The following is a 25,454-nucleotide window of genomic DNA, read 5'->3' as shown; positions in this document are numbered from 1 at the left end:
ATCAAGTATTGAGAAAATAATACAGAACTTTTTTTTAGTCGTCAACTTTTTTTAATAATTATTTATCAATCTATGCACCTAATTTTAATCATTCTCCTCGTTTTTTAATAAAACAACGATTTTTGTAACAATTTATGGATCTGAAACACAGCTGTTAGCATCAAAAAAACAAAACGTTAATGAAACTATCTGTAAAATTAACAGCCATACATCTACTAAATCGTTAGTTAGTCATGAAACCAACAAAAGAAGCGTACGAGAAATTCTCGTACGCTTCTTTTTAATCAATTTGTAGCCCTTGATACATGTCCAATAAAAAGCGATACGTCTCTAACATATACGCGCGTGCTTTTTCAGGATTTTTCCATAAGGGACTATCTTTAGGAATTACCCGTCCAATTTGCAGTTCGCTTTTCTTCACTTTTTGCAACCGTTGCAACACTTTTTCCATTGAATCAGGTGTTAATGGTTCATAATCACTAATTGTATGATCTTTGTTTAGCATCATGTCTGCTGGCAAATCATGCCACCATTCCGAATGTGCAAGTAAGCGCTCAGCCATTTCTTCTTTGCCTTTTGGTTGGTCGATAATCGATAGCCACATAAAAACATATTCTGGAAAAATCCCCAATTGAAAATGGGCTTCCATCTTGTAGCCACGTTTTTTACGACTAATTGCTGACCACGTATTTTCTGGTGGATGCACACTTCGACGACGATGTTGCGCAATGTGAATATACAGTTCATCATTAATTTCAGGAGCTAATTCTATTTTAAAATACTCATTTAATTCTTGAAAAATAGGTTGAATTTCTGAACGAATCGCTGCCATACGCTCGTCTAATCCTTCAATTTGAAATACATCAAAACTTTTTTCGGTAAACATCATTTGTCCTCCTTATCCATCCCAACATTATAACGCAAGTTATTTCGTTTCAACAACTTTTACAATAAAAGTAAGCTTGCCAGAATGTACATACCATAACAGGCAATTAATAAACTGCCTTCTTTTCTACTAATTTGATGTTTGTTGGAATTAAAAATAAATGCGAGGAAGACAAGAACGATAATTAGTAAACTTGGAAATTGAAGATAAAAATTTTCAGCAGAGAAATATAAACCATCTGCTAAAATACTACCAATACCTAGCACAACGAGAATGTTTAAAATATTTGCGCCAATGACATTTCCCACAGCTAAATCGCCTGCTCCTTTTCGAGTCGCATGATACATGGTCGATAATTCAGGTGCATTGGTGACAAAGGCAATGACTGTCGCAGAAATGATGCCTTCTGACAAACTAAAACGCTGTGCCAAAATATCAATAATTGGAACGATAATTCCTGCGCCTAAACTAATCAAACCAATAAATAGAAATAATTTAAACAACGATAGTAGAAAATTTACATGAGAAGGGGTTGTTTGTGTCACGTTTGCCGGTTTGGCTTTAAAAGTGAACCATAGATAAATCGGTGTTAAACATAAGAAGAAAATACCCGCAAGTCGCGGCAATTGAGAAGTTGGGGATAAAAAAGTAAATAAAAACACCAGCGCGGCTAGACTACTGAAAAAGAGTGTTTTGAGTGTTACTAAGCGCGAAATCGGAACAACACCAGTCAAAGCACCAATGCCAACAATAATACTTAAATTGGTCACCATTGAACCCATTGCATTACCGACTGCAATATCAGGACTATGTTGATTGATTGCCATAATCGCCGTCGCTAATTCCGTCACTACCGTTCCAAAAGCTACAATGGTTGCCCCTGTTGCAATTTCTGAAATTTTTAGTTTACGACTAATTTCCAAGGCTTGATCAATCATACGATCCGCAGCACTGGAAATCATCCATAAACAACCGACCAACAAGACCACTAAAAACACGCTCGGAACTTGAAGAAGAATGTTTCTCATAAGAAAACCTCCCTTTTTCTTTTATTTTCTCTAAAAAAAGGGAGGGCTGTCAAGTTATTAAGATGACGTTCGCTATTTTTTCTGATAAAAATTTTTTATCTTGATAAGGTCGGATTGTTCAATATATTTTAATCGTAAGTAATCCACCGATACATCGCCTTTAATAAATAAACAAACATGGTAAATTTTTTTCGGATACAACCATTTGCTCGTTTCTTCTTGACATGCTTGAATTTTAGGACGTGCAACAAACGTTTGTGTTTTTGTAAAAAAAAGTGCCCGTTGCATACAAATACGTTGCTCTTCAATCACATATCCTTGATAGAAACTATTCCGTTTGCTGATGAATAACCACACGATACCAAGTACCAAAGCGATGAGACTAAGCCACGGACGGATGAAAAAAACACCAATGCTCAGCGGTATCATAATTGCCAACGGTATCCGTAAAAAATACCATACCTTATCCCGAGAAGTATAGTGTAACTTTGGTTGTTGCAACTGCCATTCAGGGAGCAACATTGCTAATACACGATACATCGCTTGTTCATGAATAATCGGCAATAAAAAAACTTGTTTCATATCATCGCCTTCTTCTTGTCCACTCGCTAGTAAAACTTCAACCGAAACCAATCCAAATAGCTTCCGCAAAACCTGCTGGTGAATTTGTACACCTTGAATCTTCGTTAATGGAATTTTTTGTATTTTCCGCTCAAACAAACCACTTTCAATCGTAATTGTCGCTTGTTGACGAGTCACACGAAAACGATAATATAAAATCATATTTTTTATGATTGATACGACGGATACTAAAAGCAATACACTACCGCCAGCTACAAGGAACATAAACCAACCCGCTTGCAAGAATTGCTCTCCTAATGAAAATAAGCGACTCGACCAAGTATCGGGGATGAGTTGATCAAAAAAGGCAAATAACGCAACGAATGTCGCAAACATACTTAAATTCGTCAAACTAAAAAGTAAAATTTGATTCGCAGGTATTTCATAGCCATCCGTTTCGGAAACTTCTTCTAAATGATTGCCCCGTAATTGCTCTAACCGCTGCACTATTCGTTCAGGAACTGCAGGTAAAACTGCTTCTGCTTCTGTACTACTCCCTCCTGCTGTTTCAATAGACAACCGTACGACGTGAAATGGTTTAAAGAAAAACCACTGTTGTTGCTTCAACGTTTGCATCCGTTCATAAGGAATAATTGTTTCTTTTTTATTCACTATCCCGCTATAGACAATCAACGAATCGGTTGTCACTTTATAGTAGTGAGTGAAATATTGAAAGCTCGCAATGATACTGATAAGCAAAAATAACCCGACAATCAACCAGCCTAAAGGCAATTCACGCCATTGAAAAAGGAGCAGTACGATAGGAATTACAAAATTCTTTAGTTGTTGAAAAAAAGCCAGTCCCCACGAAATGGGATGGTACCGATGTTTTTCAGACATCTTCTTTCGCCGCCTTTACCATTTCAATGATTTGATTGCGTAAGAGCTTTGCTTCGTCACTATCTAATCCCGCAATACGATGCGTCGTTGCAGCCGTATGAATCCTCATCTCGATAAGGTGTTCTTTTCTTAAAAATGGCCCTTGTTCTGTATTAATATGTTGAATGCGATTAATCGGCACAATCGTTGTTGAACGAAAAAAATAGCCTTTTTGAAAAGCTAGATCTTCGCTCGTCATTTCGTAACGATGAAAAGTATAACGATAAGAGACTAATGCCCAACGAACAATCGCACTAATACTAATCAAAACAACTAAACTCATGATTGTCACAAACCAATAACTCGTCCAAATATCCAACAAATAGACGATCGCACAAATGAGTCCAACGAACAAATATAAGAGACCACTTGTCACAACAATTGTTTTGCGCCAAACGCGTTTGATACGTGCCGGTAGTTGCTTTGGTAATAACGGATAATCCACTTTTCCACCTACTTTGTTTTGTTAATATGTGTGCCATTTGGCTAATTTTGCTTCAATAATTTCATTCATGGAGTAAGTCGCATATAAATTACCATCATGTGTCCCACTTTGCAATCACTCATTTGAAAACAAATGACCCGCATCTTCAAAAACATGCAAAGCAACTGATTTCGCTCGAATCGCATTATCAGCTAACAAGGTGCCCATTTGCGCGCTTGTCCAAAAGGTATCTTCTTTTCCAGCAAATAATAAGAGATTCCCTTTAAATATTGATGTATCAATTCTTGCTTCAGGAACTTGACGGTTAATGGAAAATTCATAATCAAACATTTCTCGCAATAAGTTACTTTGTCCAAAGCGTTCTTTGAGTTTCATTCGCCAAGTAAAATGAATGGTCGGTAAGTCTTTGCCATGCAGTGTCCAAACAGGGCGATACTCTTCACCTGGATAAATGTAAGCAGTCGGCGCAACCAGTACTAGATTAGATACTGCGGGAAAATGATTGGCTAATAAGAGTGCTAATTCTGCTCCCCGTGAAGTACCAACAATCGTCAACGGATATGAAGCAGCAAACTGTTCTGTAAATTGAATAACATGTGAAAAAACTCTAATGGCACATGTGCCAATTTGGGTCGCAATGTTTCTTTACCAAAATAATAAACCGCTAAGACACGATAGCCTTTTTTGGCAATTTGATACGCTTGTTCAAATAAACAATCACCTTCTGCCGTCCCTAAGGTAATCACAACACCACGACGACTTTCTTCTGGTATAAAACAATATCCTCATACCGATTGATACGCTAATTTTTTAATTTCCACTTCCATCAAACAGACCTCTTTACGACCCACAATTTAAAACAACCGTTTTCATCTTATCAAATAACAAAGCCCTTCCGCAAGCGCTTCTGAAAGAAACAAAAGAAACTGAGCATGCGACTCAGCTTTTTTGTTTCTTTAAAATATTCTGTCCGATGATAGCTAATAACACACTGTTTAAAATAATCATGTAAAACAACATGTGGTAATTCCCACTATGGTCAATTAACCAACCTAACAATACTGGCACTTGACCGCCAATCATGTAACCAAACGCTTGTGTCATTCCAGTCCATACACTGGCTTGTGTAGGGGTTTGTGTATACGTCAATGGCAACAACATCGCAATCGGGAAATATCCACCTGTCCCTACTGCAAAGAGACAAACCGCTATAATCGCCGTACTTAAATGGGAAATGGATAAGAAAAATGCACCTAAAAGCATGGCCACTGAACAGAGATACATCCAAAATTTAGGATGGCCCACTCGATCCATCAAAGCTGGTATTAAAAAGCTACAAGTCATTTGTACCGTCGTAAAAACGGTTAATAAAAAGACATTTTTATCTGACAATACCATATTATTTCGGAAAAACTCTGCAATCCACGTTAAAATGCTATAAAACATTCCCGATTGTAACGCGAAAAAGGCGACCATTTTCCAAGCTTGAATATTTCGTAGCGGAAATTTTACCGCCACCACATTTTGAATCGTCTCGGCTTTCTGCTCTTTCGATGAACATAAAATCCAAATGACCGCAATCACTAAGGCAATGATGCCCCAAATACCAAGTGCATTTGCCCAGTGTCCACCAAACCAATCCGTGATTTGAGCAACCATTCCAGCAGCAGTAACTGACCCTAAGCCCATGGATAATGAATAAATCCCAATTAACAATCCGGCATGATTAGGAAATTCCTCTTTAATAAAGCCTGACAATAACGGCCCGATAATGGCAACGGCAAAACCAATAATAAATGCCGTAATCACTAAACCAACATATCCGGAAAAAATCATCCGACTGAGTGTCGCTCCTCCTAAAATTAGCAATAAGAGAAAGACACTTTTTCGACGCCCAAAGGTTTGTTGGAAACGCCCAATCCCAAAAGCAAACAATCCCATACAAAACACGGGAATACTCGGTAATAAACTCGCCTGCACATTGCTAATCGCTAGACTTTCTTTGATTTGATTCATCACTGGTGGCACGCTCGAAATTCCTAACCGTAAATTAAACGCTACAATAAAAATGAGTAAAATATTTCTTACATATCCCCGCATAATTACTCCTTTCTACCAATTCAACTAATAATTTCAAGAAAATTCAAAATACTGTGTCCAGTATACCACAAGAAAACACTAGAACCCTATTGAAATCTGGTTCTAGTGCTGTTTTTGCCTGATTTTTCTAATAGTCAATAATCGTTAAACTACGCTGAAATTCTTCTAACAAATGCGTTTGCTTGTAGGTATCAAAAGCCGCTTGGTGTCTTCGTAGCACACCTCGCATTTTAGTTGGATTAAACACTTCCGCTAATTGATTGTTTAACACAAATTCTTTCGTTAACTGCCATTCAAAATAATAACCAAACGGTCGGCAATGGTAAGTTGTTTCTCCCAATTGGTGTGTGCCAAAACGGCGATGGGTATGACCAAAAATGACATGCTCAATATTCTCGAAGTTATCGAGTGTTTCTCCAAAGGCTTTTGATCCTAAAAAAGCGTTTAAATGGTTCCAACGTGCGTATTTTCCTGTATGTTGCACAATGAATTCAGCTTGAGGCACAAAATGCGTCGCTAATACAATTTGTTTTTCTTTCGGAATCGTAGCTAAGACTTGATACAAACGTTCACAAACCCGTTGACTAATTTCTGGATCGGTTCCTTGTCGTTGAATCATTCGATCATACCAAAATAAATTTTTCAAACGGACAATTTCATTGGTATCTTTCATATCCGAAAATTGATAATCGTACCAACCATTGACACCGACAAAGATTTTTTGTTCCGATAACGCCATCGTCTTAAAATTTAAAAACTGCTGGTTTGAAAAATCTTCAAAGTCCTGCTCTTGGGTAATATCAGCCATTTCATGATTGCCCCAATGAAAGGTCGTTGGAATAACTTCATTAAATAAGGAAACAACTTCTAAGGCACGATCCACTTTATTCGCCGTATCTCCAGCCAAATGTAAGCGCGAAATTTGCTGTTCCTCTAAGTAATCACGCAAGCGTGTTAAATCAGCCGGTGTTAAACGATTAATATCAGCATGAAGATCCGTAACGATTGCTAATTTGTGCATCTGTTTTTCCTTCTTTTAATTCGATTCGCTTCATTGGTACATTCGCAGCCAAGACACCACTATCAGAAACCAATTGGACACGTTGGTAAGTAGGTTCTACACTAAGTCGTGTCTCTTGATCTAAATAACGTTCAGAGGTCGATTTCACATACACTGTTCCTAATTCAGTTGTAAGATGGTCATCGTAGTCGACTAATTCGGCTTCTGGAAACTCTTTGGGTACAAATAACACACGAAAATTCGGGTACAATTGACAAGATGCTCCTGATTCAACAAAAGGTCCTATCGCATCTTCAAAATCTAAAACAATGCGGTCTCCGGCTTGACGAATCCCATTTATCTTTTCTTGTGCTTCTTTCGTTAGACTTAATTTCATCTTATTTTGCCCCTTTCCTTACTTTAAGTATAAGTCAACATGGCGTTTCTTGTGTCATATTATGCTTTGTGTGCTTGCCATTGACTGTGTGTTATGCCATATGTGACAATATCAGAGACCACGCCATGAATTTTTCTTGCTTCATATACCGTACTTTCTTTCGTCATCCCAATTTTTTCCATCACACGACCCGATTTAGGATTTTTCAAATCATGTACCGCAATAATCCGTATGAGTTTTAATTGGTCAAAGCCCAACATTAACAACATTTTTGCAGCTTCTGGCATCAATCCTTTTCCCCAGTAATGACGATTTAATGTATAGCCAATTTCTGCAGTTCCAGCTTTCATATTCACTCGTAAATCGATTGTTCCAATCATTTTGTGGGTTTCTTTGTCTTCAATTGCAAATTTACCAAATGGGTCTGCCATAAAAACAGATGCAATAATCTCCTTGGTTTCTTGCAGCGTTTGATGTGTGGGAAAAACAAATTCGGTGGTCATCTCGTCGCTAGCATATTCGTACATATCTTCGGCATCCGCTAAAGACAACGGACGTAAAATTAAACGTTCGGTTTCCAATACTTGATTTTCAGCAAAAACTAAATAATGATTCATGACTTGTTCCATTTTTTCTCCCCCTTTGTAATTTCTTTATTATAACGTATTTCAGAAAAGGCACAACCGCTTGTGAATAAAACGACTTATTTTTTGTTCTATGTTATAATAGATAAAAATAACTGCTTAGGAGGGATGATGATGACCGACGAACTTCAGAAACATCTGGATCAAGGTCTCTACGGCGCGCCATTACTCAAACCCGATGAGCAACGAAAATATTTAGGAACTTTTCGTGAGCGTTGCTATCTTAGTATGACGATTGAGCAAATGAAACAACAAAAAAATGAAGAAACTTTACGCAAGCATTTGACAGATTACCCTAACAGCACGGTTTTAATTAACGGAAAAGTACCCGAAACACTCCAACGAACGTACATGCAATTGGCGCTAAAAGCCAATCTTTCATTTACGGTTGTTGCTACAGACGATTCTAATCAAAACGACAGGCTTGGTTTACTGGTTGTTGCTAAAACAGCAGTCAACGAACAAACCATTGATATAGAACAAAAATTTGCTGTTGCCCCTAGCCAAAAACAAACGACTCATCAGAAACAATCTTTTTGGCACAAACTTTTTCGTTAAAAAGGAGGAATTGGTTATGTCCACACCGTCATACGCTGAATTAAAAAAGGAATTGGTTACTGCACTCGATATCCACATTGATTTATTAAAAGACACCTCTTTAATTGATCCAGAACATTTAGATGGCATTATGTTTATGATGCGTAGCTTTGGATTTATGCTTGATCGTGCACCAAAAGTGTTACTTGAAGAAGACCCTGAAGAAATGAATTTCTTAATGTTTCAATATTATAGTTTGTTAAGTGAATTGAAACATAATTTACTCTTAAATTACCCCAACACGACGTTGCAAAATCGTCCATTGATTGAGGTGGTCCAAATCTTTCCAACTACTTACGAAAAAGACATGAAGTTATGGTGGGAGCAACTGACCGGACTACGCGTAGATGATAGCAAACAAACCATGTCATTAGATATAGACTAAAAAAGAAGCTGAGTGACAGCTTCTTTCAGACTGTAGACAAATAGAATGAATAATCCTAAAAAATAGTGATTATTCATTCTATTTTTGTTTTTTCTTAAAAATAAGCGAAAAAAAGAAAGGCTTTCTGCCTGAGGCTGTGACGTAAGTCGTTTAACAGCCTATTATCCGAACAATAGAAGATTGGTTCTCGTCGCAATTCCACTTAAATTCGATGGTAGCCCTTCTATTTTGTTCGGATATTTTTGACTTGTTTTTACTTACGTCACAGTCTCATTTGATGATGTCAGAAGCTGTTTTCACAGCCCTCACGTTGCTTTTACATTACTTCTGGAAATAATAAATTTAACACATCCATCGTTAAACGACGGCTTTGCCCTTGGTAGGAATACATATGCATGTGCATTGCTGGATTAAAATTGGCTTCAATAATCCCATAAGCCCCGGGTTCATCGGCTGGACGATTTTTGTCTGGAATAATTAAATCAATCCCACAAATAACAGCCCCTAATGCTTCGACAGCGGCCGCCGCTACTTTTTGATACGCTTCTGGAATTTCTTTAGTCATATCAATTGAGTCGCCACCAGTACTAATATTTGAATTTTCACGTAAGTAAACGATTGTCCCGTCTTCAGGTACAGATTCCACTGTATATCCTTGTTCTTTCAGCATTAATTTTTCAATACTACCTAATTGAATTAATTCAAGCGGCGCACGATGGTCAGTCCCACGTAACGGATCTTCGTTTTTCTTGGCGACTAATTCTTCGATCGTATGCACCCCATCCCCTTTAACGTTTGCTGGTACACGCAACATAATCGCTTTGGTTTCTCCTGCTAATACAAAGAAACGGTATTCTGTTCCTGGTAAAAATTCTTCCACCAAAATGGAGGTATCTTCTGAAAAGGCAATCTCTACAGCTTCTTGATAGTCTTCAAAAGAAGCACCATCTTTAAAAATAGAAATACCTAATCCGTAATTCGTTGTTTTTGGTTTGACCACAAAACCTTGCTCGGCAAATTCTGCATATCCTTGTAAGGCGGCTTCTTTGTCATCAAATTCTCGACCAGCTGGCACACGGAAACCGGCACTTGCTAAAACTTTTTTCGTCACCGTTTTATTCGCCATGATTAACGGTACAATGTAGTTGTCTTTACTAGTCATATTGGCATTTTTCACATACTCTATGTTGTCACCGACTTTAAGTTTTAAAAATTGGTCGCTTTCATCAAGAACTTCGACTTGAATCCCTTTTTGAATCGCATCAAACAATAAAATTTGTGTCGATAATTCCATGCCACGGAAACCGGCTAATTGATACGGACGCTCCCATGCGTGGTCATGGTATATTTTTCCTTGTGTCACAGCTAGTTCTTTTTGACTCGTTTGTTGGCTAGCTAGATACAAACGTCCTGCCAATGTTTTCTCAGGAGACGCCAGTTTTTCTTCTAAATCTGCAATTAAATTCTTAGAAACAGGTAAAGCTAACTTATCAATAAACGCGGCCAATTCTGCCACCAATGCTCTGGCTTCTTCGATAAAGACGGTTGGTTTTAATGGATGTTCCAACGTGACAATATTTTCTTTTTCATCGCCTTCTGCTACCCACGCATCCGCATCAGTACCTTCATCTTTCCATAATAAGAACAATAAAAAGACATGTAAACATTCAACTTGCATTTCACTAATGCCATATTTTTCAAAAGGATTTAAATCAATGTTGCGCAATTCAATGTAACGAATGCCCGCATCTGCTAAATCCGCTACTTTTTTACCACCACGTAAACGTACCGGTGCATAAAATTCTTTTTCTTCAGATAGTTTGCCTTCTTCCACCATGCGATCAATATCAGCAAGATACGCTTGAATGGTTGCATAGGTTACTTGGACATCTTCATGGTTTTTGTATCCGTACATACTGTTGCGAATACTACGAACCGGTTCTTCAGGTCCTTTTTCATCGACAAAATAACGTGCTTCACTTGTAGGCGTTGCACCAAAGAAATAAGTGATTAACCAACGATAATGTAAATAATTGCGTGTCACTTTTAAATAAATATCCGTTTTAAATTGTTGGTAATCCGTTGCTTCGGTCTGTGCCTCAAATAATTTACGAATCAGGGTATCACTAAATTCAAAATTAAAGTGAATCCCGCTGACCATTTGTTTGCGACGACCATATGTTTTTGCCAAATAACGACGATATAAAACATCTTCAAAGTTAGCTAACTTTGCGATGATAATTTCTTCATCTTTTTCAGGTAATGCAGGCGGCATGCTTAACGGCCACAACATTTCTTCTGCATCCATTGATCGATAGGCAACATCGTGAATTGCTGCTAAATAGCGAAATAATTCTGGAATACTTTCTGTTACTGGTGTAATTAACTCCATTTGGGTTTCAGCAAAATCTGTTTGAATATACGGATGATGTGTACGGTTGCCCAGTGTTTCTGGATAATCCGTCGCCACTAAATCCCCAGATAGTGTGACACGTTGACTTTCTTTTTCCATACCATAACGAACTTTTAACAAATAGGGATGTAGTTCTTTTTTTTCTAAGAGTTGTTGAATCTTCATAAGTAAGTTTCCCTTCTTTCGAGCAATGAATTATCCGTATTATATCAACAACTGAAAAGACTTGCTTACTTTTTGTCTCTTTTTCTCAAAAAAAGACAGCCGATTTCTCAGCTGTCTGATGTTTAATATTCTTCTTGCAATAGTTCTTTGAACAGTCCTACCACAAAATCATTTGGATTAAATGGTTCTAAATCATCTATTCCTTCACCTAATCCCACCAGTTTCACAGGTAAGTGTAATTCATTACGGATAGCTAACACAATCCCACCTTTGGCTGTACCATCTAGTTTGGTTAAAACTAAACCAGTCACATCCGTTGTTTCCTTAAATTGTTTGGCTTGTGTCATCGCATTTTGTCCTGTTGTTGCGTCTAAAACAAGGAGTACTTCATGTGGTGCTTCGGGGTCAACACGTTGAATGATTCGCTTAATTTTATCCAACTCATTCATTAAGTTGACTTTATTTTGCAAACGTCCTGCGGTATCTACTAAAAGCACATCGGCGTTTTCTTCTTTCGCACGTTGCATCGCATCAAAAACGACCGCGGCTGGATCACCGCCTGCTTTCCCACGAACCACTTCGACTTGCGCACGCTCACCCCAAACAACTAATTGGTCAATCGCGCCTGCACGGAAAGTATCGGCTGCAGCGAGTAACACTTTTTTCCCTTGTTCGCGGTATTGGTTTGCTAGTTTACCAATGCTCGTCGTTTTCCCAACACCATTAACGCCTACAAATAAGAAGACCGATAATCCATTTGGTTGAAGGTTCAATTCATTGACTTCATTCAAGCCTTCTTCTTCATATAAATCGACTAATTTTTCAATAATCGCATTTTGAACAGCACCTGGTTTTTTCGCGTTACGCAATTTGACTTCTTGACGTAATTCATCAGCAATTCGCATAGATGTTTCAAAACCAACATCGGCACTAATTAATGTTTCTTCCACTTCTTCAAAGAAATCTTCATCGACAGAACGGAAATTCGCAAATAATTCATTCATCCGTTGTTTGAAGGTTTTACGTGTTTTCGCTAGACCTTTGTCGTATTTTTCTTGTGTCGCAACTGGTTCTGGTGTAGGCTCAGACGCAACGATTGGTTCCAATTCTACTTCGGCAACTTCTTCAATTGCTTGGCTTTCTTCAATGGTTGCTTCAACGATGTCTACTTCGGGCATCACTTCAGAAATTTCTTCGACTTCTTCGATTGCTTCTGTTTCTTCAGTGGTCACCTCTATTGTCGTCTCATCAACCACATCAATGGGTTCTTCTTCGACAACTTCTTCTGTTTCAAGTTCTTCCACTTCTTGCTCTTTTTGCTTGTCACGAATAAAGGCGCTCTTAATCTTATCAAATAACCCCATATTTTTTCACTCCTTATCGTAATACGTATTTTTCAACGACTTTGGCAACGCCGTCTGCTTCGTTAGAATCCGTTACGACGTCCGCAATCGCTTTGACCCGTGGAATGGCATTTTCCATCGCCACACCGATTCCTGCGTATTCAATCATTGGCAAATCATTTTCTTCGTCACCAATACACATCACTTCGGCTTGTTCGATACCTAAATCTTTCGCAAGCAATGAAATGCCATACGCTTTGGTAATTCCTTTTGGCATAAATTCCAATAAATTTTCACGTGTTTTAATCACTTCATATTGTTCGCGAACAGCTGCCGGAATTTTTTTAATTTGTTCATCTAAATATTCCGGATGGTAACCAACCACGACTTTATTATACAAACGATCAACTGGCAATTCAGCTGCTTTAGCTGTTTCACGATGCAATAATGGCGATAGTTCTGGGTACAATGTTTTATGATTTTTTGACGGATCTAAAATAATCACCGTATCATGTGACAACACGTCCATTGGTAAATCCAATTCTTCGGCTAAAGCAACCAATGATTGCACATCCGAAACCTCTAATGTTGCCCGTTCCATCACTTCACCGGTATCATTTTTTTGTACTAACCCACCATTAAAGGTAATGCTGTAATCACCTTCATCTTGTAAAGCCAATTCGTGTAAAAATGGTTCAATCGCACGTAACGGACGACCCGTACACAACACGACTTTTACACCTTGCGCTTTAGCTTGTTGGAGAGCCTGTTTGTTTCGTTCGGAAATGCGTTTTTGTCCATCAAGTAACGTACCATCTAAATCAATTGCAATTAACTTAATCATGAATTTCTCCTTCTACGCTTTTGTAATCTTTCCTTCATCGGTCACATCTTCTAAACGTACCGAAACAATTTTCGATACACCGGATTCTTCCATCGTCACCCCATACAATACGTTGGCAGCTTCCATGGTCCCTTTACGATGTGTCACCACAATAAATTGAGTATCGTTTTGGAATGTTTGTAAATAATGACCAAAACGCATGACATTAGCTTCATCCAGTGCTGCTTCCACTTCATCAAGGACACAAAACGGTACTGGGCGAACTTGAATAATGGAGAACAGTAACGCAATCGCAGTTAGCGCGCGTTCGCCTCCAGAAAGTAAACTTAAATTTTGCAACTTTTTCCCTGGTGGTTGAGCTTCAATTTCAATTCCGGTATTCAATAAATCAGTTGGGTCTGTTAACACTAATTCTGCACGTCCACCACCAAACATATTGGGGAAAACGACTTTGAATTTCTGACGAATGCCTTCAAACACTTCTTTGAAACGTGTTTTGACTTCTTCATCCATTTCTGACATTGTATCAAATAATTGGTCTTTTGCGGCTAATAAATCATCGCGTTGGCTCGTTAAAAATTCATGACGCTCTTTGACTTGTTGGTACAATTCAATTGCATTCAAGTTGACTGGCCCCAAACTATCAATGCGTCGACGTAACCCTTGAATTTCACGTTTGACTTCGGCTGTTTTTTCTACTGCAGGGTATTTGAATTCGGCTGCTTCAAATGTCAAATGATAGTCTTCTTGCAAATAATGCAAACGATTATCCAGTAAAATTTCCGCCCGATTTTTTTCCACTTCGACTTTCGTTTTTAACGCCATCGTTTCTTTTTGATTGATGTTCAATTGACTTAATTGTTCATCTTTATTCGTAATCTCTTGTTGCAAACGATAACGTTCTTCACGCGTTTCTTGTAAACTTGCTTGTAAATCTTCTTTGCGCGCTCTTAGTTCAGTAACTTGTTTTTGCAACGATTCTTCGGTCATTTCATGATCAGAAAAATCCATCGACAAGGCTGCCAGTTGACGCTCCAAAGATGTTTGGCGCGTTGTCTGTTCGTCAATCGTTTGATTCACAGCAACAATTTTTTGTTGTAGATGTGTCGCCTGTTCTTTGTTGACAGCAAACTCGGCTTTCAAGGTTGCTAATTCTTGACTTAACGTGGCACGTTTTTCTTCGATTAAATCTTCTTGCGCACCTAGTTCTTGGATTTCTGCATTAATTTTTGCCAATTGTTTTTCCACAGTGGCTTGACGCGCAGTTAACTCTTCTTTTTGTTCATGATAGTCTTCAAAGAACGCTTGTACTTCACGGTTTTCAAAAGCAAAAATTTGTTGCTCTTTCGTCAAACGTTCCAATTCCGTTTGCATATGTTGTTGTTTGTTCAACAATTCTTGTTCTTTCATGCGTGCGGTTTCGCCTAATTCACGTAATTCTTCTAAGCGACCTTGGGCATCTTTTGTTGCTTCTTCAAATTGTCGGACTTGTTTTTCTGTCACTTGCAAACGTTGGTCTAATTGTTCTGCTTGTTCTTTAAGTTGTTGCAACTCATTGGTTTGTCCAAATAAATTGCTTTGATTGCCACGTTTCGTTGCACCACCGGTCATTGAACCACCCGCATTCATCACGTCGCCATCTAAAGAAACGATGCGATAACGGAATTGCAAAGCACGCGCTAAGGCATTCGCACTTTCTAAATCTTCGGCAATCAGAATTGGGCCTAATAAATTTTCAACAATCATTTGGATGGTTTCAGGATACGTGACTAATTCACTGGCTACACCTAAAAAACCATCGACCGTTTCCGCTTGGCGTCGTACCGCTTCTGAAATGCTCCGCGGTTTAATCGTCGTCATCGGTAAAAAGGTTGCACGTCCACCACGCTGTTGTTTTAAGAATGTGATACCAGCACGGGCATCGCGTTCATTTTCTACCACAATATGTTGCGCCGCTCCACCTAAAGCTGTTTCAATCGCTAAAGCGTAAGTTGACGGGACATCTATTAATTCGGCAACAGCACCCACAATCCCCGTTAATTCTTGTTTATGTTGTAAAACTAAACGAACACCTTGATAAAATCCCGTATAGTTTTCTTGAATGTCTTGTAAGCTCTTTTGACGTGCTTTCACTTGTTGCAACTCGTTCATCAACTGATACATTTTCTTTTGTGCTTCTGCAAAATGTTGTTGGTTCAGTTGAACTTTTTCTTTCGTCTGAACATACGTACTTCGTTGCTCGGTTAGCTGTTGTTGTGCAATTGTTAAAGCTTCGGTCAATTGCTGTAATTGTTGCTCTTTGGCTGTCACATCGGCGGTAATCGTTTGTTGTTTTTCCAACCCATGTTGATTTTTCGCCATTTCTTGTTGGTATTGGCGTTCTAAATATTTTAGCTCATTGCCAGTATTGGCTTGTTCTTGCATCGCATCCACATATTGTCCACGCAATTCAGCAATGACTTCTTTGGTTGATCTTTGGTATTTCGATAATTCTGTTTCAGCTTCTGCAATCTGTTTTTCCATTTGTTGGACTTGCCCATTTTTTTGCGACAATTCCTGAATTAATTGCGTTTTTTCATCTTCTAACTCACTGATTTTTTCTGAAACTTCGTCTAAACTATCTTGGTATTCTTGATTACTTTTTTGCGTATGTTTCGAACGTTCCAACAAGACTTCTTGTTGTCCTTCTGCTTGTTTTAACGCTTCAACTACGCGTAAATGTTTTTGGTTGCCGTCTTCTAATGCTTGATCCAATGTACTACGACGCAATCGCCATTCTTGCAGTTGCGTTTCTTCGGTATGAATCGCTTGCGCAATCGTTTCTAACTGGTCATTCAATTGATCAAATTGTTCCTGTGCATCCTCCCAAACAGCTTTGGCTTCTTTCATTTCTGCTACTGTATAGGCGACATCAATTTGGGTAAATTGTTCTTTTAATTCTAAATAAAGCTGCGCCGTTTTACTTTGTTCTGCTAACGGTGCTAGTTGATCTTCTAATTCATAGACAATATCTTGCACGCGACTTAAATTATCTTCTGTTTGAAATAATTTTTGTTCCGCTTGTTTTTTTCGTTGTTTGTATTTTAAGACACCGGCTGCTTCTTCAAAAATTCCCCGACGCTCTTCTGGTTTGCTACTGAAAATCGCTTCGACTTTTCCTTGCGAAATAATGGAAAAGGACTCTTTCCCTAAGCCAGAGTCCATAAATAATTCTTGAATATCTCTTAAACGACAACTTTGCTTGTTTAAGAAAAAGTCACTCTCTCCTGTACGACGTAAGCGACGAGTCACACTGACTTCACTGTAATCGAGTGGTAGATAGTTATCGGTATTGTCCAAAACAACGGTTACTTCTGCGATATTTAAAGGTTTACGTGAATCAGAACCGGCAAAAATAATATCGGGCATTTTTCCCCCACGTAAATTTTTTGCTGATTGCTCACCTAATACCCAACGAATCGCTTCGGTAATATTACTTTTTCCACTTCCATTTGGTCCTACGACAGCTGTTACACTATTTTCAAAATCAATGACTGTTCGATCAGCAAATGATTTAAAACCAGCTATCTCAATTCGTTTTAAATACACCTAGTTTCCTCACTCATTCTTCTAAATGCCCAAGCGCGTTGGCTGCGGCATCTTGTTCTGCTAATTTTTTTGATTTTCCGTGACCTTTACCAATTAATTGGCCATCACAAAAAACTTCTGTCCAAAACAATCGTTCATGTGCGGGTCCTTCTTCTTTCACAAGACGGTAGTCAATTAAGACATCGCCTGAACGTTGTAACACTTCTTGTAAACGGGTTTTATGATCCATCTCATGTGAAAAAGCACCTGCTTTGACTTTTGGAAACACAATTTTGCCTAAAAATTCATGCACTGCTTTTAACCCTTGATCCAGATAGAGTGCCCCTAAAAATGACTCAAACAAATCACACAACAATGACGGACGATTGCGTCCACCTGAATTTTCTTCTCCTTTACCAAGACGGATATAACGGTCAAAATGACATTCTTTGGCAAATTTGGCTAAACTATCTTCTCTAACAATTGCTGCGCGTAATTTCGTTAAACGACCTTCTGGTACAGTTGGAAATTGATTGTACAAAAAGCGTGAAACTAATAATTCTAACACAGCATCGCCTAAAAATTCTAAACGTTCATTATCAGATAATTGTAAATTACGGTGCTCATTCACATAAGATGAATGGGTAAATGCCTGTTCCAGTAAACTAACATCGCGAAATACAATGTTAAACTTTTCTTTTAGTTCGTTGATTAACTGATTATCCATTCGTTCCATTCCTTTATTCTTTTTATTCACACTGTTCCATTATACTGTTTTTTCCTTAATTAGGAAACGATTGACGTACAATCGTGTGGAAAATTTAATCCTTTATCACAAAAAACCGCTAGCTCACAAACTAGCGGTTTTTTGATTGATTTAACGTTTTTCAGCAGTTACCCCTAAATCAGCATAGACGTAATGATCTAAATCACGCGAAATATCGTAACCTGTCACACGTTCTGCTACTGGTACTACTTCATAAACATATGTTGTTGGAATGACATAGGCTTCATCAAAAGCATATGCTTGCCACTCACCATAGAGTTGTTTCGCTTTTGCTGGGTCTAATGCTTCGGTACTTGAAAGAGCATTTAACAGTTGTTCGTTTTTCTCAGAGACAAAACGTGTGTAGTTAAACGCGCTTGTTTCACTGTATAAGCCTGTTGGATTTGGATCATACCCTGTTGACCAACCTGCTTGGTACATATCAATTTTCGGATCATCTTTTTCTAACATTTCATAGAAAGAGTTCACTTCGATTAAACGACCAGAAGTTAATTCCACATCTAAGCCCACTTCAAACCATTGTTGAATATAATATTCTGCTAATGCTTGTGCAGTATCGCCGCCATCACGGAAAGCAAAATTAATTTTAAATGGCTTGCCTTCTGGATCTTCACGGATACCATCATCGTTTGTATCTTTGAAGCCAGCTTTATCTAATAACTCATTGGCTTTTTCTGGACTGTAAGTGTACCCTTCAAACGAATCATCGTGTAAGTTTGTAAATGCTGGTACGATTAAAGAATTGGCACGTACTTGTAACCCATTGTATAACTGATTGGCAATTGTTTCATTATCAATCGCATACCCAATGGCTTGGCGTAATTCTTTGTTGGCCATTTTTGCTTCAGGGTTATAGATATTTTTCGCTTCTTTGGCATCCCAATGCCCCATTTTGAAGCCAATGTAGTTATACGAAGTTTGTTGTTGTCCTAAAATATCATAGCCTTCTGAATTTTGCCAAGATGTATATTCTGCGGTTGGCATGCCTGAATAAATGTCATATTCTTTCGCTGCAATTGATGCTGTAGCAGAAGCGGTTGGCACTTTTTTCATGACAATTTTATCTAGTTTAGGTTGTTCGCCATAATAATGTTCATTCGGTAAAAACTCTACTGATTCTCCTGGAACGATTTTACTTACATAATAAGGACCAAATGACACAGGATTTTTACGTACAGCATCAGAAGCTTCCATATCTTTCACCGGGATATTCTCAAAGACGTGTTTTGGCATTACTGAACTCCACACGCCACCGCCACCTTGTAGCATTGATGGTGTGAATTCTTTATACGTAATGACAACTTCTTTATCATTGATTTTTTCGATACCAGAAATAGTATCAGCTTTCCCATCATGGTAATCTTCAATACCTACGATGTTACGGATGTTGTTATTGTAACGTACCCCATCGTAATCTTTGTCAGCAATCACTTCATACGTAAAGACAATATCGTCAGCTGTGACATCTTCGCCATCGTTCCATTTTAAGTTGTCGCGTAACGTTAAACGAACTTGTTTTTTCGCTTCATCAAATTTTACTGCAGCAGCACCATCACGCACACGTAAGTTTTCATCATAGGTAAATAATGGTTCATCTGCTGGTTCAAAGAAACTTGAATCTAGCGTATTGGTTGCAAATGTTCGTGAGAAGATACCTGTGAAATCATTCGATGACACTTGTGCGATTTCTAATGTTTGCCCTTTAATCGCTTCCCCTTGATTTTTTACAGTCGGAGAAAAATGATGTTCTTTCTTCTCACCTGGATTTTTGGTTTCAGTTGGTTTATTGTTGCTGCACGCAGCAAGTGTCAGGGATAATCCTGCAACAGTGACTAAACCAAATAGTGTTTTTTTCTTCATTTGTGTGTCCTCCTTATTTTTAACCTAAACGTTGACGTGCATCGGCAGCACGTTTTAACGCTTGACCGACATAATTAATACTTAACATTAAGACTAGAATTAACAATGATGCGGGAACCCAAATCCAGGGGCGGTTAGCCAATGTCTCTGAATTATTCGCATACGCAGTCAAAGTTCCTAAACTTGGTGTTTTTGCTGGCAAACCAAATCCTAAGAACGTTAAACTAGTTTCAATTCCGATATTTGCCGCAAAGTTCATTGTTAAATTCGTAATAATCAATGAACTAACGTTTGGCAACAATTCACGGAAAATAATTTTAAAATCAGATGTTCCTAACGTTTTTGACGCACTGATATAGTCACGTCTAGATTCTGATAATGTTTTGGCACGAAATAGACGGGCTTTGCCGACCCAATAAAATGCCGACATAATCCATACCAATGTTAACGCATTGTAACGAGGAACAATCGTCACTAAGACAATGATGATTAACATGATTGGTAAAATCATAATAAAATCGACCACACGCATAATCAGACTATCGATAAACCCACCATAATAACCGGCAATCAATCCGACAAAGACCCCAATAATTGACGTAATAATCGTAATTGAAAAACCAATAAAGATGGAATTACGAGCACCAAATACTAATAACCCAAATATATCACGACCACCTTCATCTGTCCCTAGAAGATATTTGTGTCCAGTCATTGAAACATCTCCAGGACGAGCAAAACGGTCTAAAATATTTATTTTAGTTACAGTCTCTTGATCTAAAACTAGCGCGCCAATGAAGGCAAATAGCAAAATAACAATTAATAGTGACAATGAGAACATTGCCAATTTATCTTTTTTAAATTCTCGAGCAATCATTCGTATTCCCATGGGTGGAATAGACACTGCTTCTTGTTGCGTTGTTTGTTCTGTTGACATTCGTGACGTTCCTCCCATTTTACTGTACTCGAATTCGTGGATTGACAATACTCATAATAATATCTGATAACAACGTACCAATTAAGGTTGCTAAACCAAACAATAAGATTAACGCCGTAATCACTGAATAATCGCGTTGGTTGATACTAGAAATGAATAAGTTTCCGATTCCTGGATAACTGAAAATTTGTTCAATCATCACAGAACCAGCAATCAAACCTGTGATTTCATAGCCTAAAATTGAGGCAATTGGTAAAGACGCATTACGGAAGATGTGACGATTAAAGACTTTGCCCGTCGGTACACCTTTTGAACGAGCAGTCCGAACGTAATCCATTTGTTTGGCATCAATCACTTCACTACGCAAATATTGAATAGTCACGGCCGTTCCTAATAACGCTTGGACAATTGCTGGTAAAATGACATGATACATTTGACTCATAAAATAGCCGATTGTTCCTGGAACAGCGTTAATTGATACACTGCCACTTGTTGGGAACCAACCTAATTTAAAACCAAATACATAAACCATTAATAAAGCCAAAACGAATGTTGGTACAGCAAAACTGATAAAGTTATACACGACCACGGTTTTATCAAACCATGAATTTTGGTAACGACCTGCATATAATCCTAAAGGAATGGCTAACACATAGGTCAAAATAACGGAAATAATCGACAGACGTACCGTATTCCCAATTCGTTGCCCAATGACCGTTGTTACATCATATTTATACATGTAACTAATCCCAAAATCTCCATGTAACGCATTGTTGATCCAGCGGAAATATTGAACATACCATGGATCATAAAAACCAGCTGCTTGACGCAGTTCTTCTAAACGAGCTGGATCAGTTGACGGATCAATCAATCCAGTAAACGGATCCCCCGGCATCATTTTCGCTAAGACAAAAATCAATAAACTCAAAATAATGACTTGAGGAATCATCAAAATCAAACGACGTAGAATTGTTTTCCACATTAGTTTACACCTCCATTATTTAACGCTACTTTGTGTGTCGGCGTATGATCGACTAAATCATAGACGCGCCCGTTTTCGTCATAATAATCTTTTTGGTGTAACTGATATTCTTTTTCGACCGCGCGGCGTTGCGCTTTATGCGCGTCACGATTGCGCACATCAATCTGTGGAATGGCTGATAATAATCGCTTCGTATAAATATGTTGCGGGTCAGTATAAATATCTTCGCGCGTCCCCATCTCAACAAAACGTCCTTTGTACATGATCGCAATGTTATCACACATATGCTTCACTACACCTAAATCATGTGAAATAAACAAGTAGCTTAACTTGTATTCTTCTTGAATGCGTTTCATAAAATTCAACACTTGTGCTTGTACAGATAAATCCAATGCCGAAACAGGTTCATCGGCTACGATTAATTTGGGATTTGAGGCAACTGCGCGTGCCACACCTAAACGTTGACGTTGCCCACCTGAGAATTCATGTGGATATTTGTAAAGCGCATCTTCAGGCATACCGACAATATCTAATAGTTCTTTGACACGCTTTTTCTCCTCTTGATCACTCAATCGTTCAAAATTGCGTAACGGTTCGGCAATGATGTCTAACACTCGTTTTTTTGGATTCAAACTCGACATAGAATCTTGGAAAATCATTTGGACATCTTTGTTGTAATTCATTTTTTTGCGTGTGGCTGCTTTGGTAATATCTTCTCCATCATAGATAATCGAACCACTAGTGACTTTTTCTAGCCCCACAATGGCTTTACCGGTAGTTGATTTACCCGAACCTGATTCGCCCACTAATCCGTATGTTTTTCCTTTTTCAATCGTGAAATCAACACCATCTACAGCATAGACATGGTCAGTAACTAAATTGAAAAAACCACTACGAATAGGATAATGAATTTTCAGATCGTTGATTGTAATTAATTCTGACATGTTTCGGACTCCTCGTCTTTAAAATGGAAATGTTTGTAGCATGTACAACGAACGAAATGTTCCGGTGCCACTTCATGTAACGTTGGATTTTTTTCGTGTGCTTCTTCGGGAATCCATGAAATACGCGGTGCAAAGCGGCAACCTTCACGTTCCATGTTTTTTAACGAAGGTACGACGCCATCAATGACATGTAAATCACCGTCTGCATCTTCTTGAGGAATGGATTGTAATAAAGAACGTGTGTAAGGATGTTGTGGATTATCAAACAATTCTTCTGCTGTTGCGACTTCTACAAACTGTCCGCCGTACATCACTGCCACGCGATCCGCCATTTCCGCAACTACCCCTAAGTCATGGGTAATTAAAATAATTCCTGATTCTGTTTCTTTTTGTAGATCGGTTAATAAATCTAAAATTTGTGCTTGAATTGTCACATCAAGTGCGGTTGTTGGTTCATCCGCAATGATAATTGGTGGTTTACAAGCAATTGCAATCGCGATGATGACACGTTGGCGCATCCCACCCGATAATTCATGGGGGTACTGACGACCAACACGTTTAGGATTTGGAATACCGACTTGCTCCAATAATTCCAAGGCACGTTCTTGACGCTCTTTCGCATTCATCGATGTGTGGTACGATAAGCCTTCTTTGATTTGATCTTCAATCCGCATTAAAGGATTTAGCGCAGACAATGGGTCTTGGAAAATCATCCCAATATCATTACCACGAATTTTGTTATAGAGTGTTTCATTTAAATTCGCTAAATTTAATTCTTTATAAAGAATTTCTCCAGTAATTTTTGTTTTTAACGAATCATGTAAACCCATAATTGTGGTAGCTAGGGTGCTTTTTCCGCAACCAGATTCTCCTACAATCGCTAAAATTTCGTTACGATTTAATGTAAATGAGATGCCATCCACCGCATCAAAATAATCATCTTTGATTCGGAAACTAGTATGCAGATTATGAACATCTAGTAATTGTTTATCTGCTGACAAGCTATTTTCCCCTCTCTTATTCTAAAAGTAATGATTTAACCAAAAAAAAATCAGTGAACCTCCTCACGCAAAGGAAATTCCCCCAATTTTCACGATTCTATCAAATTCTTAATAATTATATAGAATGGACTTTTTATTTGCAAGTAATACCCTAAACGCGAAAGAGACAAAAAAGAAGATGATTAAATGTCTGAACATTCAATCATCTTCACCAAAGTTATTTAAGCTAAATGGGTTGCAATATAATCTACTGCTGCACCGACTGTTTGGATTTGTTCTGCATCTTCATCAGAAATCTCTGTACCAAACTCTTCTTCCAATTCTAACACAAATTCCATTACACTAATAGAATCCGCATTTAAATCATCTTTAATACTAGTGGCATCCGTTACTTGATTGGGATCCACTTCAAAGTGATTTGCGATTACATTGGCTACTTTTGTAAATACTTCCTCACGCGTCAATTGCATTCACCTCCACGCTTTTGACCAAAGTCTAAAAAGAGCTACGCCATATTTTACGACTTTCTTCGGCATTTGTCTAGCTTTTTTGCATTTTCATGACAAAGGTTGCATTATCGTTACATAAAAAAAGCGTTATTCTGAGACTTTTTCTTCAAATTGCTGTACTAATTTGCCCACAACATCAGTCGCAAGCATGGTATGAATTTGACGAATAGTTGTAGCAACCGCTTCTGGACCAGTTGACCCATGCGTTTTAACAACCGGTGCTTTTAGTCCAAACAAAACAGCACCACCATATTTCGCATAATCCATCTCATCTTTTAAGCCGCTCAATGCATCCTTTAATAGTAACGCCCCAAGTTTTCCTTTCACACCGGCACCTAAAATCGCTTGTTTTAACAAACTCATGATATTCATCGCTGTTCCTTCAATCGATTTCAATACAGCATTTCCAGTAAAACCATCTGTCACCACAACATCAGCAACACCATTTAACAATTCGCGCGCTTCAACATTTCCGACAAAATGAATCGCAGGCTCGTTGCTTAATAATTCAAAAGCCTTCTTCGTAACTTCACTACCTTTTGTATCCTCTGTGCCGTTATTTAACAACGCGACACGTGGTTTTGAAATATTACGTACATTTTGCGCATAAAAAGAACCTAAAATACCGTATTGAAGTAAATGCTCCGCTTTGTTTTCCGCATTCGCGCCTAAATCTAACATATCAAAGGCACCTTCTTGCCCAATGACGGGCATCGTTGACATTAAGCCTGGACGTTCAATTCCTTTAATTCGTCCCACAATAAATAAGCCTGCAGCTAATAACGCACCCGTATTCCCAGCAGAAAAAATCGCATCTGCTTCACCAGATTTAACGGCTTGCGCTGCTAGTACCATAGACGCTTGTTTTTTCCGACGAATCGCTTTTACCGGTTCATCGTCACTATTGATTTTTTCATCCGTATGGATAATCGTAATATTTTTTTCATCCGTTATATATTTTCTAATTTCAGCTTCTTTTCCGTAGAGTAAAAACTCAATATCGGAAAATTCTTTTTTCGCTAACATGACACCTTCTACAATGGCTTGAGGGGCGTTGTCGCCACCCATGGCATCAACAGCAATTTTCATGTGTGTAGCACTCCTTCCTTTATTCGTTTCC

24 protein-coding genes are annotated in these 25,454 nt (G+C 38.3%); 2 read left to right on the top strand and 22 right to left on the bottom strand.

The genetic code is table 11. The annotated features are described in order from the left end of the window. Window positions 1–280: 280 nt before the first annotated feature. From PYW32_RS01835 to PYW32_RS01790, 10 genes are all read right to left on the bottom strand, one after another. Window positions 281–886 carry a DUF1054 domain-containing protein gene (locus PYW32_RS01835; RefSeq protein ID WP_016176230.1) on the bottom strand — a complete coding sequence of 202 codons (606 nt, stop codon included), beginning with the start codon at window positions 884–886 and terminating at the stop codon, window positions 281–283. Between the two features lie 59 nt (window positions 887–945). Further along, entirely contained in the window at window positions 946–1,914 is a 969-nt protein-coding gene (locus PYW32_RS01830; protein WP_016176231.1) for a sodium:calcium antiporter, read from the bottom strand. A 72-nt stretch (window positions 1,915–1,986) separates the two neighbouring features. Next, on the bottom strand, window positions 1,987–3,375 hold the full coding sequence (locus PYW32_RS01825) for a PH domain-containing protein (protein ID WP_016176232.1): 1,389 nt from the start codon (window positions 3,373–3,375) through the stop codon (window positions 1,987–1,989). Beyond that, the gene (locus tag PYW32_RS01820; RefSeq protein WP_016176233.1) at window positions 3,368–3,859 is read right to left on the bottom strand and encodes a PH domain-containing protein; all 492 of its coding nucleotides are present in this window, start codon (window positions 3,857–3,859) and stop codon (window positions 3,368–3,370) included. The genes PYW32_RS01825 and PYW32_RS01820 overlap by 8 nt, the downstream gene beginning before the upstream one ends. Window positions 3,860–3,973: 114 nt before the next feature. Next, a complete protein-coding gene (locus PYW32_RS01815) occupies window positions 3,974–4,414 on the bottom strand; it encodes an acyl-CoA thioester hydrolase/BAAT C-terminal domain-containing protein (protein WP_016176234.1) in 441 nt (146 codons plus the stop codon). Continuing rightward, window positions 4,411–4,605: a hypothetical protein gene (locus PYW32_RS01810; protein ID WP_035009936.1), complete on the bottom strand. Its 195-nt coding sequence runs from the start codon at window positions 4,603–4,605 to the stop codon at window positions 4,411–4,413. The genes PYW32_RS01815 and PYW32_RS01810 overlap by 4 nt, the downstream gene beginning before the upstream one ends. A gap of 193 nt (window positions 4,606–4,798) precedes the next feature. Continuing rightward, entirely contained in the window at window positions 4,799–5,959 is a 1,161-nt protein-coding gene (locus PYW32_RS01805) for an MFS transporter (protein ID WP_016176235.1), read from the bottom strand. A gap of 127 nt (window positions 5,960–6,086) precedes the next feature. Next, window positions 6,087–6,980 (bottom strand): metallophosphoesterase, encoded by an 894-nt coding sequence (locus PYW32_RS01800; protein ID WP_016176236.1) that lies wholly within the window; start codon window positions 6,978–6,980, stop codon window positions 6,087–6,089. Beyond that, window positions 6,943–7,356 carry an iron-sulfur cluster biosynthesis family protein gene (locus tag PYW32_RS01795; RefSeq protein WP_016176237.1) on the bottom strand — a complete coding sequence of 138 codons (414 nt, stop codon included), beginning with the start codon at window positions 7,354–7,356 and terminating at the stop codon, window positions 6,943–6,945. The genes PYW32_RS01800 and PYW32_RS01795 overlap by 38 nt, the downstream gene beginning before the upstream one ends. A 59-nt stretch (window positions 7,357–7,415) precedes the next feature. Beyond that, window positions 7,416–7,985 (bottom strand): GNAT family N-acetyltransferase, encoded by a 570-nt coding sequence (locus tag PYW32_RS01790; RefSeq protein WP_016176238.1) that lies wholly within the window; start codon window positions 7,983–7,985, stop codon window positions 7,416–7,418. 126 nt (window positions 7,986–8,111) lie between these two features. Here PYW32_RS01790 and PYW32_RS01785 point away from each other — a divergent pair, with 126 nt between their 5' ends. Beyond that, window positions 8,112–8,558, top strand: a complete 447-nt coding sequence (locus tag PYW32_RS01785; RefSeq protein WP_281169690.1) for a YueI family protein — start codon at window positions 8,112–8,114, stop codon at window positions 8,556–8,558. Between the two features lie 16 nt (window positions 8,559–8,574). Beyond that, window positions 8,575–8,982: a hypothetical protein gene (locus tag PYW32_RS01780; RefSeq protein ID WP_016176240.1), complete on the top strand. Its 408-nt coding sequence runs from the start codon at window positions 8,575–8,577 to the stop codon at window positions 8,980–8,982. 316 nt (window positions 8,983–9,298) lie between these two features. On the opposite strand, the gene gshAB is transcribed toward PYW32_RS01780, so the two are convergent. The 12 genes from gshAB to plsX all read right to left on the bottom strand — a co-directional run bounded on the left by gshAB (window position 9,299) and on the right by plsX (window position 25,423). Next, a complete protein-coding gene (gshAB, locus tag PYW32_RS01775; RefSeq protein ID WP_016176241.1) occupies window positions 9,299–11,560 on the bottom strand; it encodes a bifunctional glutamate--cysteine ligase GshA/glutathione synthetase GshB in 2,262 nt (753 codons plus the stop codon). 122 nt (window positions 11,561–11,682) lie between these two features. Beyond that, complete coding sequence (gene ftsY, locus PYW32_RS01770; protein ID WP_016176242.1) at window positions 11,683–12,924, bottom strand: signal recognition particle-docking protein FtsY; 1,242 nt, start codon at window positions 12,922–12,924, stop codon at window positions 11,683–11,685. A gap of 13 nt (window positions 12,925–12,937) precedes the next feature. Further along, window positions 12,938–13,747: a Cof-type HAD-IIB family hydrolase gene (locus PYW32_RS01765; RefSeq protein WP_016176243.1), complete on the bottom strand. Its 810-nt coding sequence runs from the start codon at window positions 13,745–13,747 to the stop codon at window positions 12,938–12,940. A gap of 12 nt (window positions 13,748–13,759) precedes the next feature. Then, complete coding sequence (gene smc / locus PYW32_RS01760; RefSeq protein WP_016176244.1) at window positions 13,760–17,335, bottom strand: chromosome segregation protein SMC; 3,576 nt, start codon at window positions 17,333–17,335, stop codon at window positions 13,760–13,762. Window positions 17,336–17,348: 13 nt separating this feature from the next. Next, window positions 17,349–18,041 (bottom strand): ribonuclease III, encoded by a 693-nt coding sequence (gene rnc / locus PYW32_RS01755; protein WP_016176245.1) that lies wholly within the window; start codon window positions 18,039–18,041, stop codon window positions 17,349–17,351. A gap of 150 nt (window positions 18,042–18,191) precedes the next feature. Continuing rightward, window positions 18,192–19,961, bottom strand: a complete 1,770-nt coding sequence (locus PYW32_RS01750) for an oligopeptide ABC transporter substrate-binding protein (RefSeq protein ID WP_016176246.1) — start codon at window positions 19,959–19,961, stop codon at window positions 18,192–18,194. A gap of 19 nt (window positions 19,962–19,980) precedes the next feature. Beyond that, window positions 19,981–20,898 carry an ABC transporter permease gene (locus PYW32_RS01745; protein WP_016176247.1) on the bottom strand — a complete coding sequence of 306 codons (918 nt, stop codon included), beginning with the start codon at window positions 20,896–20,898 and terminating at the stop codon, window positions 19,981–19,983. A gap of 19 nt (window positions 20,899–20,917) precedes the next feature. Next, complete coding sequence (gene opp4B / locus PYW32_RS01740) at window positions 20,918–21,880, bottom strand: oligopeptide ABC transporter permease (protein ID WP_016176248.1); 963 nt, start codon at window positions 21,878–21,880, stop codon at window positions 20,918–20,920. After that, window positions 21,880–22,824, bottom strand: coding sequence for an ABC transporter ATP-binding protein (locus tag PYW32_RS01735; protein WP_016176249.1), 945 nt, complete (start codon window positions 22,822–22,824; stop codon window positions 21,880–21,882). Before PYW32_RS01735 ends, opp4B begins: the two co-directional genes overlap by 1 nt. Continuing rightward, window positions 22,812–23,825, bottom strand: a complete 1,014-nt coding sequence (locus PYW32_RS01730) for an ABC transporter ATP-binding protein (RefSeq protein ID WP_016176250.1) — start codon at window positions 23,823–23,825, stop codon at window positions 22,812–22,814. Before PYW32_RS01730 ends, PYW32_RS01735 begins: the two co-directional genes overlap by 13 nt. A 221-nt stretch (window positions 23,826–24,046) precedes the next feature. Next, window positions 24,047–24,289, bottom strand: a complete 243-nt coding sequence (gene acpP / locus PYW32_RS01725) for an acyl carrier protein (RefSeq protein WP_016176251.1) — start codon at window positions 24,287–24,289, stop codon at window positions 24,047–24,049. Window positions 24,290–24,421: 132 nt separating this feature from the next. After that, window positions 24,422–25,423 (bottom strand): phosphate acyltransferase PlsX, encoded by a 1,002-nt coding sequence (plsX, locus tag PYW32_RS01720; RefSeq protein ID WP_016176252.1) that lies wholly within the window; start codon window positions 25,421–25,423, stop codon window positions 24,422–24,424. Window positions 25,424–25,454: the final 31 nt, after the last annotated feature.

Source organism: Enterococcus saccharolyticus subsp. saccharolyticus (assembly GCF_029023825.1).
Lineage (GTDB): Bacteria > Bacillota > Bacilli > Lactobacillales > Enterococcaceae > Enterococcus_F > Enterococcus_F saccharolyticus.
This window is presented reverse-complemented; position numbering and strand designations above follow the sequence as displayed.

Excerpts from the sequence above, each read along its gene's own strand:
- rnc (WP_016176245.1), bottom strand. The coding sequence starts at position 18,041 with ATGGATAATCAGTTAATCAACGAACTAAAAGAAAAGTTTAACATTGTA.
- gshAB (WP_016176241.1), bottom strand. The coding sequence starts at position 11,560 with ATGAAGATTCAACAACTCTTAGAAAAAAAAGAACTACATCCCTATTTG.
- PYW32_RS01795 (WP_016176237.1), bottom strand. The coding sequence starts at position 7,356 with ATGAAATTAAGTCTAACGAAAGAAGCACAAGAAAAGATAAATGGGATT.
- PYW32_RS01735 (WP_016176249.1), bottom strand. The coding sequence starts at position 22,824 with ATGTCAGAATTAATTACAATCAACGATCTGAAAATTCATTATCCTATT.
- plsX (WP_016176252.1), bottom strand. The coding sequence starts at position 25,423 with ATGAAAATTGCTGTTGATGCCATGGGTGGCGACAACGCCCCTCAAGCC.
- PYW32_RS01830 (WP_016176231.1), bottom strand. The coding sequence starts at position 1,914 with ATGAGAAACATTCTTCTTCAAGTTCCGAGCGTGTTTTTAGTGGTCTTG.
- PYW32_RS01790 (WP_016176238.1), bottom strand. The coding sequence starts at position 7,985 with ATGGAACAAGTCATGAATCATTATTTAGTTTTTGCTGAAAATCAAGTA.
- PYW32_RS01750 (WP_016176246.1), bottom strand. The coding sequence starts at position 19,961 with ATGAAGAAAAAAACACTATTTGGTTTAGTCACTGTTGCAGGATTATCC.
- PYW32_RS01780 (WP_016176240.1), top strand. The coding sequence starts at position 8,575 with ATGTCCACACCGTCATACGCTGAATTAAAAAAGGAATTGGTTACTGCA.
- PYW32_RS01805 (WP_016176235.1), bottom strand. The coding sequence starts at position 5,959 with ATGCGGGGATATGTAAGAAATATTTTACTCATTTTTATTGTAGCGTTT.
- opp4B (WP_016176248.1), bottom strand. The coding sequence starts at position 21,880 with ATGTGGAAAACAATTCTACGTCGTTTGATTTTGATGATTCCTCAAGTC.
- PYW32_RS01825 (WP_016176232.1), bottom strand. The coding sequence starts at position 3,375 with ATGTCTGAAAAACATCGGTACCATCCCATTTCGTGGGGACTGGCTTTT.
- PYW32_RS01835 (WP_016176230.1), bottom strand. The coding sequence starts at position 886 with ATGTTTACCGAAAAAAGTTTTGATGTATTTCAAATTGAAGGATTAGAC.
- ftsY (WP_016176242.1), bottom strand. The coding sequence starts at position 12,924 with ATGGGGTTATTTGATAAGATTAAGAGCGCCTTTATTCGTGACAAGCAA.
- PYW32_RS01800 (WP_016176236.1), bottom strand. The coding sequence starts at position 6,980 with ATGCACAAATTAGCAATCGTTACGGATCTTCATGCTGATATTAATCGT.
- PYW32_RS01785 (WP_281169690.1), top strand. The coding sequence starts at position 8,112 with ATGATGACCGACGAACTTCAGAAACATCTGGATCAAGGTCTCTACGGC.
- PYW32_RS01765 (WP_016176243.1), bottom strand. The coding sequence starts at position 13,747 with ATGATTAAGTTAATTGCAATTGATTTAGATGGTACGTTACTTGATGGA.
- PYW32_RS01745 (WP_016176247.1), bottom strand. The coding sequence starts at position 20,898 with ATGTCAACAGAACAAACAACGCAACAAGAAGCAGTGTCTATTCCACCC.